This is a genomic window from Synechococcus sp. C9 (genome assembly GCF_022984075.1).
Taxonomy (GTDB): domain Bacteria; phylum Cyanobacteriota; class Cyanobacteriia; order Gloeomargaritales; family Gloeomargaritaceae; genus Gloeomargarita.
Window position 1 is genome coordinate 2,264,721 of sequence record NZ_JALAAD010000001.1, and the last position, 15,693, is coordinate 2,280,413.

Annotated in this window: 11 protein-coding genes; 5 read left to right on the top strand and 6 right to left on the bottom strand. The window is 52.0% G+C overall.

Features of this window, described 5'->3' with window-relative positions:
• Window positions 1–242: 242 nt before the first annotated feature.
• The 3 genes from MLD66_RS11120 to MLD66_RS11130 are packed head-to-tail and all read left to right on the top strand — an operon-like array spanning window position 243 to window position 2,108.
• Window positions 243–668 carry a single-stranded DNA-binding protein gene (locus MLD66_RS11120; RefSeq protein ID WP_247217875.1) on the top strand — a complete coding sequence of 142 codons (426 nt, stop codon included), beginning with the start codon at window positions 243–245 and terminating at the stop codon, window positions 666–668.
• On the top strand, window positions 649–1,227 hold the full coding sequence (gene rdgB, locus MLD66_RS11125; protein WP_247217878.1) for an RdgB/HAM1 family non-canonical purine NTP pyrophosphatase: 579 nt from the start codon (window positions 649–651) through the stop codon (window positions 1,225–1,227). The genes MLD66_RS11120 and rdgB overlap by 20 nt, the downstream gene beginning before the upstream one ends.
• The gene (locus tag MLD66_RS11130; protein WP_247217880.1) at window positions 1,224–2,108 is read left to right on the top strand and encodes a UPF0104 family protein; all 885 of its coding nucleotides are present in this window, start codon (window positions 1,224–1,226) and stop codon (window positions 2,106–2,108) included. Before rdgB ends, MLD66_RS11130 begins: the two co-directional genes overlap by 4 nt.
• A 339-nt stretch (window positions 2,109–2,447) precedes the next feature.
• Here MLD66_RS11130 and MLD66_RS11135 read toward each other — a convergent pair whose 3' ends face one another.
• The 6 genes from MLD66_RS11135 to MLD66_RS11160 all read right to left on the bottom strand — a co-directional run bounded on the left by MLD66_RS11135 (window position 2,448) and on the right by MLD66_RS11160 (window position 12,462).
• Window positions 2,448–3,491: a GTP-binding protein gene (locus MLD66_RS11135; RefSeq protein WP_247217883.1), complete on the bottom strand. Its 1,044-nt coding sequence runs from the start codon at window positions 3,489–3,491 to the stop codon at window positions 2,448–2,450.
• Between the two features lie 45 nt (window positions 3,492–3,536).
• Window positions 3,537–8,258, bottom strand: coding sequence for a response regulator (locus tag MLD66_RS11140; RefSeq protein ID WP_247217885.1), 4,722 nt, complete (start codon window positions 8,256–8,258; stop codon window positions 3,537–3,539).
• Window positions 8,259–8,276: 18 nt separating this feature from the next.
• Window positions 8,277–10,607, bottom strand: coding sequence for a methyl-accepting chemotaxis protein (locus MLD66_RS11145; protein WP_247217887.1), 2,331 nt, complete (start codon window positions 10,605–10,607; stop codon window positions 8,277–8,279).
• Window positions 10,608–10,786: 179 nt separating this feature from the next.
• Window positions 10,787–11,314, bottom strand: coding sequence for a chemotaxis protein CheW (locus MLD66_RS11150; protein WP_247217889.1), 528 nt, complete (start codon window positions 11,312–11,314; stop codon window positions 10,787–10,789).
• Window positions 11,315–11,318: 4 nt separating this feature from the next.
• Window positions 11,319–11,696 carry a response regulator gene (locus MLD66_RS11155; RefSeq protein ID WP_247217891.1) on the bottom strand — a complete coding sequence of 126 codons (378 nt, stop codon included), beginning with the start codon at window positions 11,694–11,696 and terminating at the stop codon, window positions 11,319–11,321.
• A 49-nt stretch (window positions 11,697–11,745) separates the two neighbouring features.
• Window positions 11,746–12,462 carry a BMC domain-containing protein gene (locus MLD66_RS11160; RefSeq protein WP_247219090.1) on the bottom strand — a complete coding sequence of 239 codons (717 nt, stop codon included), beginning with the start codon at window positions 12,460–12,462 and terminating at the stop codon, window positions 11,746–11,748.
• Window positions 12,463–13,314: 852 nt separating this feature from the next.
• Here MLD66_RS11160 and MLD66_RS11165 point away from each other — a divergent pair.
• Both MLD66_RS11165 and MLD66_RS11170 read left to right on the top strand, forming a co-directional pair.
• Complete coding sequence (locus MLD66_RS11165; protein ID WP_247217893.1) at window positions 13,315–14,604, top strand: hypothetical protein; 1,290 nt, start codon at window positions 13,315–13,317, stop codon at window positions 14,602–14,604.
• Window positions 14,605–14,609: 5 nt separating this feature from the next.
• On the top strand, window positions 14,610–15,596 hold the full coding sequence (locus MLD66_RS11170; protein WP_247217895.1) for an FkbM family methyltransferase: 987 nt from the start codon (window positions 14,610–14,612) through the stop codon (window positions 15,594–15,596).
• Window positions 15,597–15,693: the final 97 nt, after the last annotated feature.

The window sequence follows — 15,693 nt, forward strand, 5'->3', positions numbered from 1 at the left end:
GCACTTCTATCAATTCAAAGTTAGCAGTCGCAGGGGGGCACTCCCCGTCTTTGATTCTGGAAAATTTCTATTTGTTCCCTGAATTTAGCACAGGGGTCGCAGGGACACCGCCCCCGTACTTGGTTCTGGAAAATTTCTATTGGTTAATCGCCAAGAATTGCTATAAACTAGACTTGGGTAATTCCCTGAACGTTACCCTTTGCCGTTATACTGAAAACAAATTTTTTGGTGGAACTGATGCCATGAACCTGTGCATCCTCCAAGCGGAAATCATGCAGGAACCCCAACTGCGTTACACCCCGGATAATCAACTGGCGGTGACGGATATGTTGGTGCAGGTTCCGGGTTTGCGCCCCGATGACCCCCAGGGACGGCTGAAGGTGGTGGTCTGGGGTGGGTTGGCGGAACAGACGGTCAAGCAGTTCAAAGTTGGCGACCAGGTGCTGATCGAGGGGCGATTGGGCATGGTCAAGGTGGATTTACCCAATGGCAGTCGCACCACCCGCCCGGAATTGACCGCCTCTCGTATCTTTCCGGTGCATGTGGGGGATGCTTTGGTGGCAGAAGACGCCCCGCCCCGCCGAACCCCTGTGACCGAGGTTCCTGCCCCTCATTCTCAAACCATGACCCCCACCGATGAATCCTCTGGTGACTCCACCCCCTTTTGACCTGGTGGTGGCTACCACCAATCCCGGCAAGGTGCGGGAAATTCGGGCTTATTTACCGGACTGGAATTGCCTTATCCCCCCGGCGGATTTGCTGTTGGAGGAAACCGGGAATACCTTTGCCGCCAATGCCCAGATGAAGGCGACCCAGGCGGCGCTGGCTCTGGATGGGTGGGCGATTGCGGACGATTCCGGGTTGGAGGTGGACAGTTTGGACGGGGCACCGGGGGTGTTTTCTGCTCGCTATGGTCGCACGGATAGGGAACGGATTGAACGGCTGTTGTTTGAATTGGGGGACGAGCGGGAACGGGGGGCGCGGTTTGTCTGTGTGGTGGCGGTGGCGAATCCCCAGGGGGAAATTGTCGCCCAGGCGGAGGGGGTGTGTCGGGGGGAAATTTTGTTGGCACCCCGGGGTACGGGCGGGTTTGGCTATGACCCGATTTTTTATGTGCCACAGCAGGGGTTGACCTTTGCCCAGATGACTCCAGCGCAGAAACAGCAGGTCAGCCATCGGGGGCAGGCATTGCAGGCTTTGGTTCCGCAATTGCGGCAGTTGCGGTGAAGCTCTGGCGTTGGCTGGTTTGGCTATTGGTCTTGGGTTTTTTGGGGCGAAAACTGGGGCAATCCTGGGGGGAAGTCCAGCACCTGCCTTGGCAACAGCAGATTCTGGTCTGGTGGTTGGGGGCGGGGGTGGTCACCACCGGGGCGCACCTGTGGGCGGGGTGGTTGTGGGGGCGGACGCTGGGGTTTTTGGGGTATCCCGTTGCCAGTCGCTGGGCGGTGCCCCTCTATGTGCGGACCAATTTAGCCAAATACATTCCGGGCAATGTCTGGCATTTCTATGGACGCATTCAAGCCGCCCAAACCCAGGCGATTCCCGTGCCGGTCACGGTGCTGAGCATTCTGCTGGAAGCCCTATTGCTGGCGGCGACGGCGTTGATTGTGGGGGCGACCCGGTGGGAGCAGTGGGGGTGGCCGCTGTTGGCTCTGCTGGCCGTCTTGGGGGGGATTCATCCCCGCTGTTTGAATCGGGTGTTGGCCTGGGCGGGGCGGCGCAAGGGACAGGGAACGGCTTTGCCCCGGATTCGGCGTTATCCTTTGCCCCTACTGCTCGGTGCCCTGGGATTTCTGGGACTGCGGGGGCTGGGTTTTCTGCTGGTGCTGGGGGCGTGGGTGCCCTTCACCTGGGAGACGGTGCCCCCTGGGTTGGGAGCGTTTGGGTTGGCCTGGTTCATGGGGTTTATCGTGCCCCTGGCGCCGGGGGGGTTGGGGGTGTTTGAAGCCACCTTGACCGCCAGCCTGAGCGGCTTGGTTCCCACCGGAATTGTTTTAGCCGCCGCCGTTGGGTATCGCCTGGTCAGTATCTTGGCGGAGTTGGCCGCCGTTGGCGTAGGGGTTTGGGTAGGATGGGGGCGGAGGGACTTGAACCCTCACGACCTTTAGGGTCAACGGATTTTCATCCTCCACCGACTTTCGCCGGAGGGCACATACCCCTGGAGAATCGGACTCTCCCTTTACCCACGAAGTTGACCGGACGCACCGGCTTCGCTAGGGTAGCTCCCGTCGAGTCTCTGCACCTTCCGGGTCAATCCCCGGCTTGGCTCAGGATTGCCATATCTACCGCAGTAGGGTTAGGTTTCCCTGAATTTGAGAGCATTCACTTGTGGGATTTCTCCCCCAAGGCTCAATAGCTTAAGTCCGTAGCGTCTACCATTCCGCCACGCCCCCAAGTGAATTAATAGAATAGCACATTGGCTAAGAACACCGATCCTCCGGGTGAAGTTAAGATTTGTTCCCATCCACCAAACAGGCTTCTAAGTCTCGTAATAGGGATTTTTGATCCAAATTTTGCCCAATAAAAACCAATTGATTTTGGGGCGGCACCGGTCGGTCATCCACATCCAAACTATAGCGTTTCCCGCTCAGTTGAAAAACATAACGGAGGCTACTGCGGTCAAACCACAAAACCCCCTTCGCTCGGAATACATTGGTCGGCAATTGATCCGTCAAAAAGAATTGAAATTTTTCCAGATGCAAAGGCCGTTCACTGGTAAACGAAACCGCCATAAAGCCATCATTTTCCAAGTGGTGGGGATGGTGATGATGATCATGATGATGGTGGTGATGATCCGGTTCTTCATGATTGTGATGGGAGTGCGCCTGATGCTCTTGGGCAATTAGTTCTGAGTGGGGCGCTTCCACCCCCAAAATCAAGGGGAGCGATACCTGTCCCTTAATCGTAGTTAAAATCCGGGCACCGGCTTTCATTTCACTGATCCGCCGGGTCAATTCCTGCACCCGTTCCGGGGAGACCAAATCCACCTTATTGAGTAAAATAATATCCCCGTAGGTAAGCTGACTCAAAGCCGCTTCGCTATTAAATAAATCCGGGGCAAACGCCGAGGCATCCACCACCGTTAAAATCGAATCCAACTGGGTCAAATCCCGCAGTTCCGTGCCCAAAAATGTCAGGGCAACGGGCAGGGGATCAGCCACCCCCGTGGTTTCCACCACCAAATAATCAATCCGTTCCTGCCGCTCCAAAACGTTATAAACCGCATCCACCAAACCATCATTAATCGTGCAACAAATACAGCCATTGCTTAGTTCAATCATTCCCTCATCCACCGACACCAAAAGTTGGCTGTCAATGTTAATATCCCCAAATTCATTCACCAGCACCGCCACCTTCAAATCCTGCCGGTTTTGCAAAATATGGTTGAGCAACGTGGTTTTGCCACTGCCCAAAAAACCCGTGATAATCGTCACCGGCAAACCCCGCTTGGGCAAATCCAATTTAATTGGCGCAGAGATAGATTGGGTCATAATCCCTCGTCAATGATAATGATTCTCATTGTAGCTCCCTGGGGTTCAATTGTTGGGGGCAACCAGGCTTTCCCCTTCCAGGAGTCGGCGCGCCGCATCCAGCAGGGTTTCTTCCAGGTAGGGCTTGGTAAAGTAGGCGTTGGCGCCCAGTTGGATCGCCATTTGCCGGTGCCGTTCCGCCCCCCGGGAGGTGAGCATGGCAATGGGCAATCCTTTCAACGTTGCATCCCGGCGCACCTTGGAGAGGAGTTCCAGTCCGTCCATGCGGGGCATTTCAATATCGCAGAACATCAGGTCGCAGGGCAGACCATCCCGCAGTTTTTCCCAAGCTTCCTGCCCATCCCGGGCTTGTTCCACCCGGTAGCCCTTGTTGCTAAAGGTCATGGAGAGCATTTCCCGCACCACAATCGAGTCATCCACGATCAGCACGGTGGGTTCATCGGTGGTTTCCACTTCCGCTGGCATAGTCCCCTGCCATAGGGGCGCACTTGGGGGCGGCATTTGCCCCAACGCCAAATCCACCAACTCCAGGATGTCGGCGATCATCATGATCCGCCCATCCCCCAAAATGGTTGCCCCGGCAATCCCCAGAGGTTTCTGTACTGGCCCGGAAAGCTGTTTGATCACCACCTCCTGCTCATTCAGCACCTGATCCACCTGAAACGCCACATACCGCCCCAGGCTTTGCACCACGACCACCGACACCCCCTCCTGGGTATTGGTGCCGAAAATACTGCCCCGCCCAATCATCCGCCCGTAGCGCAGGAGTTCGTTCAACGGGCGCAGGGGAATCCGTTGTCCCTGCCAATCCAAGGTCAATTTCCCATCCACCCCCGTGTGAATCATTTCCTGGGTCACATCCACCGGCACATCCGCCACCCCATCCATCGGGAACGCCACCTGGGCATGGTTGACCACGCAGGGCAAGGACTTGGAAATGCTCAGGGTCAGGGGCAAACGGATGGTAAAGGTCGTGCCTTTGCCCAACTCCGAATCCACCACCACTGTCCCCCGAATCTCCGCCAAATTCTGGCGCACCACATCCAGACCAACCCCCCGACCGGCAAATTCATCCGCCTGATCCTTAGTACTAAACCCAGGCATAAACAGCAGTTGGTAAATGTCCTGCTTGCTCATGGTCGCCGCCTGCTCCGGCGTAATCACCCCCCGCTCAATCGCCTTGGCTTTCACCCGGTCGGGATTGATCCCCACCCCATCATCGCTGACCGTGATCACCGTTTGGTTCCCCTGGTACGCCGCCCGAATCACAATCCGTCCCGCTGGGGATTGTCCAGCCGCCTGGCGTTGGGCAGGGAGTCCGATTCCATGCACAATGGCATTGTTGACCAAGTGGGTCATGGGGTCGGTGAGCTTTTCCAGGATCATCTTATCTACCAAGGTTTCCCGCCCTTCGATTTCCAGAGTCACCTGTTTGCCGCACTTGAGCGCCACGTTGCGGACTGCCCGGGGGAGCCGATCCGTCACCCGAGAAAAGGGTTCCATGCGGGCGTTGTTGATCCCTTCCTGCAAACCCTGGGTAATCCGTTGGAAACTGCGTACCACCTCATCAAAGGCTTCCACCATGAACCCGATGTCCTGGGCAGACTCCCGCACCCGCAATACCCGCTCTGCAATCTCCTGAGAAAGGGTGTGAAACCCGGTAAATCGGTCCATCTCCAGGGCATCAAATTCCGCCCCCGTGCTGTGCTGTGACCCCGCATTCCCCGGATTCAAGAAATTGCCTACCCCCGCGCCCCGACTGGCATTCAAGGCTCCTTCCAGCAGAGAACGCTCATACAAATCCTGCATCCGTTGGCTGAGGTCATTCAGTTGGTGCGCCTGGTGCAAAAGATTTTCCAAAAATTGCCGCAGTTGGTTTTGGTCTTCCTGCAAAGTGTTCCGGGAAACCACCAATTCCCCAATCAAATTGCTCAGGTTATCCAACTGCCGGATGGGCACCCGCATGGTCTGATCCATCACCGGGGCACTGGTTGACCCACTGGTACGGGTTTCCGCCGCCGCTGGACTGGGTTCTGCCGCCTTCGCCGGGGGGGTGTTCGTCGTCCCAGGGGTCGAAGCCAAAGCCTCCTCCAGGCTGGTCAAATCGGTTGGTGCCGCCGCCAATAACTGCTCCAGGTCGCCGAAATCATTGTTATCTAAGGCAAATTCTTCCCCTGAAACGGGCAACTCCAAGTCTCCCAAATCCGGCAGTTCCAAATCCCCGGTTAAGTCGGGCAGGGCAGAATCGGAGAAATCCAGGTCATCACCCAAGTCTGTTTCCAATGCCGTTAAATCATCCAAATCCGCCAATTCTAGGGATTCATCCAAGGATTCGAGGCTCGTTTCTAGGGCATTCGAGGCAGACAAGTCATCAGATTCCGGCTGAGGCAAAGGTTCTTCCTGTTCTGACCCGACAAATGAAGAAAGGGCGGCTTCCAAATCGCTTCCCACATCACCAATCAGTCCTGAAGTTGTTAATGTCAATTCTTCAGGAATTGGCGGCACATCTTCAAAAGTTAATTCTCCCAATGTTTCAGTATCCAGGGTGACATCATCAAAATCAAATTCACCCAAGGTTCCCCCCGTTTCCTCGCTGAAATCTGAAGCGGGAATATCCCCTAGACTTTCCTCAAAATCAAACTCACTACTAGCAGTTTCTAATTCTTGTTCTGCTTCCAACTCCGATTGAGGGGTAAAGGATTCAAAATCAAATTCACCCAAACTCCCTTCTGTCCCCTCACTGAAATCTAAGGTGGGAATATCGGCTAGGCTTTCTTCAAAATCAAACTCACTACTAGCAGTTTCTAATTCTTGTTCTGCTTCTAACTCTGATGGAGGGGTAAAGGATTCAAAATCAAATTCGCCCAAACTCCCTTCTGTCCCCTCGCTGAAATCCAAGGTGGGAATATCCCCTAGACTTTCCTCAAAATCAAACTCACTACTAGCAGTTTCTAATTCTTGTTCTGCTTCTAACTCTGATGGAGGGGTAAAGGATTCAAAATCAAATTCACCCAAACTCCCTTCTGTCCCCTCACTAAAATCCAAAGTGGGAATATCCCCTGGGGTTTCTTCAAAATCAAATTCATTACTGGCTAATTCTAATTCCTCTTGTAATCCTGCTTCCGGGGCAAACGATTCAAAACTAAATTCACCCAAATCGCCACCCGACTCCTCACTAAAATCCAAAGTGGGAATATCGGCTAAAGTTTCCTCAAAGTCAAAATCGTTAGCGGTTTCTAGTTGTTGCTCTTCTGCCAACTCTGATTGAGGAGTAAAAGATTCAAAGTTCAGTTCACCCAAACTTCCCTCAGTTTCCTCACCGAAATCTAAAGTGGGAATATCCCCTAGACTTTCCTCAAAATCAAATTCACTACTAGCGGTTTCTAATTGTTGTTCTGCTTCCAACTCTGATTGAGGAGTGAAAGATTCAAAGTTCAGTTCACCTAAAGTTTCCCCTGCTTCCTCGCTAAAATCCAGGCTGGGAATATCCCCTGGGGTTTCCTCAAAATCAAACTCGCTAGCAGTTTCTAATTCTTGTTCTGCTTCTAACTCCGATTGAGGGGTAAAAGATTCAAAGTCCAGTTCACCTAAAGTCCCTTCAGTTTCCCCATTGAAATCCAAAGTGGGAATATTGCCTGGGGTTTCTTCAAAACCAAATTCATCACTGGCGGTTTCTAACCCTTGTTCTAATCCTGCTTCCGGGGTAAACGATTCAAAACTAAATTCACCCAAATCGCCACCCGATTCATCCCCAAAATCCAAAGTGGGAATATCGGTTAGGCTTTCCTCAAAATCAAATTCACTACTAGTAGTTTCTAATTGTTGTTCTGCTTCAGGACTAAAAGATGCAAAGTTAAACTCACTTTCATCCGACTCTGGCAGGGGTTCCAATTGGGACAAAGATTCCAAAGCCATCGCTTCTGCACTCGCCCCAGTATCCAAAAAGTTAAAATCTTCCTGCTCAGCCGTTGCTTCCCCTTCCTCCTCCAATGTGAACAATTCCGCCAGGGCACCCAAATCCTCAACCGTTTGCTCTCCCTCAATGGCAACCCCCTCATTCCCTGAAAACTCTGCCCCTCCTTCTTCAGGCGTTAAGGAGAACAATTCTGCCAAAGAAGCCAACTCCTGGGTTGTATTGGCAAGTGGGACAGGTGCTTCTGCGGCTACCACTTCCCCAACCGTTGCCTGAGCATCCAAGCTGGCGAATAATTCCACCAAATCCAACTCTTCGCTCTCCGTTGCCATGTCAACCGCCGTCACCTCCGGTTCAGGGGTGATTCCCGACACGGCTTCATCGGCAGGCGTTGCCTCCCATCCCGCCATGACCCCTTCCCCTTGCACCAAAATTTGCAATAGGGCTTCCAATTGGATAAAGACCGGCTGGTATTCCCGCACCACCTGCAAACCCATCTCTGAAGGAATACTCCCCTCCTGCTCTAGGTGGCTGACCAACCCCGTCAACGCCGCCACCCCTTGTTGGAACAACGCTACCATCTCAGGACTGAGGCACACCTGCCGCCCCACGCCCTCATCCCGCAGGATTTTCAGACAGTTCTCCAAGCCCAATGCCATCTCCTGTAGGGCATCCAACCCCAACATGGCGGCTCCCCCCTTGATCGAATGGGCGGCTCGAAACCAATCACTGACCTGCTCCGGGTCGGTCAGGGGTTGCCCCATCGCCGGGATCGCCTGATAGAGGGTCGCCAGGTGTTCCTGGGTTTCCTGTAGAAAATACCCCAGAATCCGTTGTTGTTGAGCGGCATCCATGGCTTGACTCCTATCGGTTTAGAGGGGTTCGGTCGTACCTAAACGGAACCGTTCCACCGAGGCTTGCAACCCTCGGGATACTTCCGCCAGATTTTGCAACGCAACGGAAACCCGTTGGGACTCCTGGGAGGTTTCCTGGGCGGTCAATTCCACCGACTGCATCACCTGGGTGACGTTCCGGGATACCTCGGTCTGCCGCACCGTGTCCGCTGTAATGGACTGCACAAGCGCATCAATTTGTTGGGACACTTGAATAATTTCCTCCAAGGCTCGCTTCGCCTGTTCCGCCACCCTTGTCCCCCGAATCACCTCCTGAGTACCTTCTTCCATAGCGGTCATCACCAAGCCGGTTTCCCCCTGAATCTGGAGCACGATTTGTTCGATTTCTTTGGATGCCCGACTGGTGCGATCCGCCAACTGCCGCACCTCGTCCGCCACGATGGCAAACCCCCGCCCCGCTTCCCCCGCCTTAGCCGCCTCAATACTGGCATTCAAAGCCAATAGGTTGGTGCGTTGGGCAATTTGACCAATCGAGTTCACAATCTTGTTGATCTCCTGGGTGGACTCCGCCAGCCGTTTCACCTTGCGGGTGGTTTCCGCCACCGATTCCCGAATGCTCTGAATCCCCGCCACGGTTTGATCCACCGCTTCCCCACCCCGTTGGGCAGTTTCCGAGGCGGTGCGGGCGACCTCAGCGGCTTCCCGGGCACTCTCCGCCACCCGTTGGATGGAGTCGGTCATCATCTGCACGGAGTTCAACGTACCCGCCAATTCCTGGGCTTGCCGCAGGGCATTGGCAGAAAGTTCCCGAGCGAAAAATTCACTGTCCGTCGCCGCTCGACCCACTTGCAAGGTGGAGGTTTTCACCTGTTGCACAATCTGACGAATGTTTTGAATAATCAAGTTAAACGAGTCGGCAACGGCTCCCAAAATATCCGCTGAAACCTCCGCTTGTACCGTCAAATCCCCCCGGGCGGCTCCCTCCACGTCATCCAGCAGACGAATCACCTGCCGTTGCAAATCCTCCCGGGAACGCTCCACTTCCTCCGCCTTATCCTGCAATTCCTTGAACCGCTCCCGAATTTGGGTGAGCATTTGGTTAAAAGCTAAAGCCGCTTCCGCAAAGTCATCCTGACCCACCACGCTTAGGGAGGACTGGAATTCCCCCCGCCCTAGGGCTTCGCAACTCAAACGCAATTCCTCGGAAAATTGGCGCACCCGTTGGGACTTCACCCCACCCCCACCACCTCCTAGGGCAACGGCGGCTCCCCCACCCAGCACGGCGGCCAAGACCGCTCCCAGAGGCTTGTTGGGTACGGCAAAAGCGGCTCCCCCCGCCAATACCGCCACCACCGCCCCGGTGAGCAGGGATTTGGGCAACCCCCCCGCCGGTTTCCGCATCGGTGCCATGGGTACCACCACGTTGTTGGGGGTAGAGGCTGGAGTATTTTTCAAACTGGGGCGGGTAACTTGGGTTTGGGTTGAGGGTACCACGCTCAGCGCATCCGTATTGTCCACCTGGGAACGGGGAGTGCCCCCGGTCAAGGGGTCGTCATCGTCGGTGGTGGGGGTGGATTGAAAACTAAATAAACCCGGTTCTGCCGCCGGTTCTACCCAATTGGCACTGCGCCCCGTCCGAGCCTCCAAATCCATCAAAAGGGTATCCCCCTGGTCATCCTCGTCCTGAGGTGAGCCAGCCTCGCCAAAATTATCGGCAAAGTTATCCGCAAAACTGTCGGTCTGCTGGGCAAAGGGTTGGGGCTGGGGGCGACTGGGGAAGGGGGCATTCATAATCAGGGTGTGATCGCCGCTAGGTTCCGGTTCCTCCGGCATCTCCACATCGGTAAAAGGGTTGAAACCACCCATAGTCGGTTCCTCATCCTCCAAGGCACTGCTCGCCGCAAACGGGTTCGCATCAGGGGTAAAAGGATGATCTGCCTCGGACTGTTCAGGCAAGACCCAGGTTTCCGATGGGGAATTTTGCCCCGCCTCCAAATCCGCCACCGCAAAGGGATTGTCCCCCCCGTCCCCATTCATGTTCAGGGGTGCGGTGAAATCGTCCTGAGCGGGTTGGTGCGCCAAATACTGATTCACATCATTAATACCATTGCGGGCGTATTCCACCAATTCCGGGTCGTCGGTCAACGCCATCACCCGTTGGTAATGCTCCCGTGCCTGGGCATAATTCTGGGTACACAGATAAATATGTCCCCGCAGGAGGTGCAGGTTGGGCATTTCGTCATATTGTTTCAGCAGACTGTCGGCAATCGCCCCCGCCTCCGCATAATCACCCGTGACATAGGCACTGGTCGCACGTTCATAATCACTAAGATAATTGCTGGTTGCCATTGACCCTGACTCCTTATTGGCTGTCCATGACGGCTAGTGGGGCGGTAACGCAGTGGATGGGATGACAGTTGAGTGAGCGGAGTTTTGGATTACCTACTTGACATCCATTTTAGTTATAACCTGTCAACTCGAATTTCCTCAATCATTTACGGGCTTTTTTTCGACCTTTGTGATCCCCCTCACGCAACGGTATGCCACAGGTGCGGAGCGACTAAGGCTTGGGGTTCGAGCAACCGCACCACCGTCCCGTCGGCGAGGAGCCATTCCCCCTGGACCAGCAATTTGCCCTGGGGGCGGTCTTCTCCACTCAAGGGGGGGCGCAACTGCCGGGGGTCAAGGAACTCGGCTCCCACCACCCGGTCAATGGCTAACCCACAGGTCACCCCCTGATCCGTCACCACAATCACGGAAAGTTCCGGTCGGTTGGTATTCAAAGGGGGGAGCCCCAAAAATTGCCCCAAATCGCCTATCCAAATCACCTGCCCCCGCCAGTTGTAGGCACCCATCACCACCGGCGGCACATTCGGCACACTACTGATCCGGTCAGGACTCATCGCCGCCACCTCCTGCACCCCCATCGCCGGCAGGGCAAATTCTTCCCCAGAGGACAAGACAAACCGCAGGTATAGCTCCCCCTGCACCCCGATGCCCTGGTCAGCGGCACGTTCCCCGGACCCATCCCAAAAACCAGCAACAGCATCCACCATAGACCTATCCTTTGGGGGTTCGTAAAAGATGGCGGACCGTACCCAAAAGGTCTTGCGGTTCAAAGGGTTTGACAATGTAGGCATCCGCCCCCTGTTTCAAACCCCAATGCTTATCAAAAGTTTCCCCCTTAGAGGAACACATCAACACCGGCACCTGTTTTGTTTGGGGATACTCCCGCAACTGCCGCACCAATTGGTAGCCATTCATGCGGGGCATGACCACATCCATCACCACCACATCGGGAATTTGCCCCCCCTGTACCATCGCCAGGGCTTCATCCCCATCCCCGGCGGCGAGAACCTCCCAGCCATCCTGTTCCAGCAGGGAAACCATCATCTCCCGCTGTGCCTTTTGGTCTTCGACCACCAACACGGTTGCCATAGTACCACCACCCGTGAATGCCTCAATTGTACACGCTTACCCGGAAATCTCAACCCTCCTGAGCCACCACCTCCACCAATTCCCCCACCCGTTGGGTCATGGCTAAGGGCAATTGCAGGGGTTGCAATTCCTGCAGGGGGCTGGCGGTCTGGGGCAAAGTATGCACCAAATCCTCCAGGGGACGCGGAATGACCATAATGGCGTGCAATTCCCCAATCCGACTCGCCGCCTCCATCCCCGCATCAATGGCAATCGTTACATCCGCCACCCGCCCCCGCAAAATAACGGTACACAGCCCCGCCCCAATCTGGTCATAGCCCACCAAATGCACATCGGCGGCTTTGAGCATGGCATCGGCGGCACCCACCAAAGCGGGAAAACCCCGGGTTTCCAACAACCCCACCGCCTGTCCTCCCTCTGGGTCAGGGGTTCCCAGCCGAGCCAAAACCGCCATACTGGGGCTGATGGGTAAAACCAGTTCTAAATTCGCCAAAGGCCGGGGCAATACCAAACTGGAAACGTACTGGCCAAAGGCTTCCGCCGTCTCCACCCCCGCCTGCACCGCCAAACGCACCGAGGCAATATCCCCCCGCACCACCGCCGTACAGTAGCCGCCGCCAGTTTTTTCGTAGCCCACCAGATGCACCCCGGCGGATTTGAGCATCATGTCCGCAGTCCCCACCAGGGCGGGGAAACTCTGGGTCGCCACCAACCCCAGCGCCATCGATTGATAGGGATGGGCAGGCCGACTGGCACCCAAATTCATCTGGGTCAAGGGTTGGGTTACGGTCGGGGCAGAGGCTGGCATAGACAACCGGCGGATAACTATTTCTTTCCACTGTAGCGATAAACGGGGGAAATCGTCCCCAGGCAACCGGGCAATCAGGCGCAGACTTAAAATATAGCCATCCTAAATGAACATGGCATAGGGATCGCAGGGGCACCGCCCCCGTCCTTGATCCTGCGGAATTTCCGTTCGTTAATCAAGTAGGATTGCTATATATTTAAGGATATTAAGGGAAAATGACTACCGGGCATTGGGGAATCAACGGTGACAGGAGCATGATCCCCAGCCTTGGTTTGGGGTTACAGAGTTCAGGATGCCAATGCGGCAACATTCGACATTACTATATATATTTATTAATTCATTTATTAATGTAATGGGAACCTGTATTTATTTATTGATTTTTGTACTTACATCGTAGAGGTGAAAGCCCCATTCTTTGGTTGGCAATTATCAATAACCTAGGAGTTATTCGCAATAGTCGTGAATTATACAGGCTGTTAAAAAGCCCCATTCTTTGGTTGGCAATTATCAATAACCTAGGAGTTATTCGCAATAGTCGTGAATTATACAGGCTGTTAATTATAGAAATTATCGGGAACGCTCTCCCCGGAGTGGATTACCCTAGACGTAAAATCTCAACCCCGACCAAACCAACGGGAAGCCAAACAGCAAATGTCCCACATCCAGCGATGGAAACAGACCGATACGGTGCTCCGAGTATGTTAATTTTTGTTGCAGGAATTTATTGCCTTCCCCAGAAGTAATGACTTTACAAGTGATACATTTAGCACTATTATTGGTTACAATTTACGTCAGTTTCTTGAGTTTCGAATGGCTGTGATGCCCAAAGTATCTACAGAAAATTCTAATAAACCTCGTCGGATATTATTAGGTCATCTTGCTGCGAGAGGAGATTGTCTCTACGCAACTGCCATCGCTCGCCAGATTAAAGTAGATTACCCTGGCTGTATTTTAACTTGGGGAATTAGTTCGATGTGCCGTGATATTTTGAGAGGCAATCCTGACGTGGATGAAATATGGGAATTTCCCATGCAAAATCATAGGGAAATGATTTCTGCTTGGCAAGCTTTTGAAATGGAAGCAGTAAATCGTTATCAGCAAGGCGATTTTGATGAAGTCTTCCTAACGCAAATATCCCCGAATAATTTTCACAACTTTGATGGTACGGTGAGGTCGTCCATTTTTAGAGCCTACCCGCGACCGATTACGGTGTCGATCACACCGGTCTTGAATCTATTTTCAGAAGAAATAGAGGAGGTTAATAAATTTGTTAAAACCCATCATTTATCGCATCGAAAGAATGTTATTTTATTTGAATGCTCTTCCAATAGTGGACAATCATTTGTCAATCCAGATTATGCTTTAGAAGTTGCTAAAAAATTATTGATTAAGTTGCCAGATAGTAGTGTAATTTTAGCTTCTCATATTCCTATTGAATCGAATGATGAGCGAATTATTAGTAGTAGTCGCCTTTCCTTTAGGTCCCACGCAGAACTGAGCAAGCACTGCCATCTCTTAGTAGGATGTTCCAGTGGGATTTCTTGGCTATGTACTTCCAATTGGGCGAAACCCCTGCCTAAAATTCAAGTATTATCAGCGTCCACATCTGTCTATGCCTCAATGGTTCATGATTTTGACTACTGTGGACTACCAACAGACCATATCGTTGAAATGACAGATTGCTCGGTTGAACAACTAGCGGATTGCATCTATCTTGCCTTGGTTCAGGATATTACAGCGGCTCGTCTGAAGTACCATCAAAAAATCGAATTAGAATTCACTTTTTATCTATCTCTAATTAGAGATTTTTTGCTGAAAACTGGCGAGTATGAAAAAGTTTTTCTATCACTTCTTAATACAATTAATCGCTACGGTTGGCAAAGCCAATTAGAGGATTTTATGTTAACTGAAGTACTGCCAAATCTACGGGATTCAGTGCGGACATCTTTATTTCATAAACAAGAGATTACACATCTGAGACAGCAGGTAAAGCATTTAAGTGATGAAATTGCTCTGATCAAGAAAAGTAAATTCTGGAAGCTTAGGAATAGATGGATCAATCTGAAGAAGCGATTACTTAAAGGTGTTCTTGTCCCTTAACCCATATGATCAACACATCCTTCCTTAAAAAAATTCTAACCTTTACCCCTCTGCTCGGTAATTTTGTTAGCAAATATAACACACTTCGGGAAAAATATAACAAACTGCGGGAGGAACATGACAACTTACGGGAGGAATATAAGAAACGTCAGGAAGAAATAAAACAATTGGTTGGGATAATGACTAAAGCTGATTCAATTCATTCTTACCTGTTATATCCGGGCTTTGATCAGGCTCAACTTCTTGTCACCCTCACTGGTGAGCCTTATCAGTTGTCAGACTTTAATAATTGCTTAAAATTCCTAAAAAATAATCACTGGATTACTCCTGAAAAAAGTATCTTTTTAGATATTGGTGCCAATATTGGTTCCATGTCTATTTATGCGATTGCCAGTGGAGCTTTTACCCAAGCAATTGCTGTTGAACCTTCTTCCCTTAACTTTCAATTCCTGCAATGGAATATTAAAATTAACAATTTAGAGAATAAAATTCAGCCAATTCAGTGTGGATTAGCGGACTTCCTGGGAGTAAGAAATATAATATGTAGCCCCTACAATTGTGGGGATTTTCGGATGTCTTCAAGCTCTGATAAAAATTCAAACAATCTCTATCACGAAGAGCAATTTACTACTGAGCAAGTTCCTTTTTCGACCCTAGATTGCTTATCCGATCAGTATAATATAGCACCTGAAAAAATTGGTTGGATTTGTATAGACTGCCAAGGTAGTGAAGGGTTGATTTTTAAGGGAGGTCAAGAGTTTTTGCAGAAAGCGAGTGCGCCCATTTACGTTGAATTTTGGCCCTATGGAATTAATCGTCTAGGTTGTTGTGAAGAGTATTTTGATTTTATTATTCAATACCCGGCAGAAATTTTTCGGTGGGTGGACAATCAACCGGAACTAATTACCCTAGATTTTCTCAAAAATTTTTACGCAGAAAATGTACAAACGACTTTACACTTAGATATATTGCTATTACCAGCTAGAAATTAAGGGCACCTCTATTTATTTGCATTACCAGAAGGTTATGTTGCTACAATGCCCATATTAATGGTTACGCCACGCAGGCTATCCAGAACCAAGACGGGGG

Bases quoted from the DNA above. Each gene is read 5' to 3' on its own strand.
- MLD66_RS11140 (WP_247217885.1), bottom strand. From the start codon at position 8,258: ATGGATGCCGCTCAACAACAACGGATTCTGGGGTATTTTCTACAGGAA.
- MLD66_RS11155 (WP_247217891.1), bottom strand. From the start codon at position 11,696: ATGGCAACCGTGTTGGTGGTCGAAGACCAAAAGGCACAGCGGGAGATG.
- MLD66_RS11135 (WP_247217883.1), bottom strand. From the start codon at position 3,491: ATGACCCAATCTATCTCTGCGCCAATTAAATTGGATTTGCCCAAGCGG.
- MLD66_RS11165 (WP_247217893.1), top strand. From the start codon at position 13,315: ATGGCTGTGATGCCCAAAGTATCTACAGAAAATTCTAATAAACCTCGT.
- MLD66_RS11170 (WP_247217895.1), top strand. From the start codon at position 14,610: ATGATCAACACATCCTTCCTTAAAAAAATTCTAACCTTTACCCCTCTG.
- MLD66_RS11145 (WP_247217887.1), bottom strand. From the start codon at position 10,607: ATGGCAACCAGCAATTATCTTAGTGATTATGAACGTGCGACCAGTGCC.
- MLD66_RS11150 (WP_247217889.1), bottom strand. From the start codon at position 11,314: ATGGTGGATGCTGTTGCTGGTTTTTGGGATGGGTCCGGGGAACGTGCC.
- MLD66_RS11160 (WP_247219090.1), bottom strand. From the start codon at position 12,462: ATGAATTTGGGTGCCAGTCGGCCTGCCCATCCCTATCAATCGATGGCG.
- MLD66_RS11120 (WP_247217875.1), top strand. From the start codon at position 243: ATGAACCTGTGCATCCTCCAAGCGGAAATCATGCAGGAACCCCAACTG.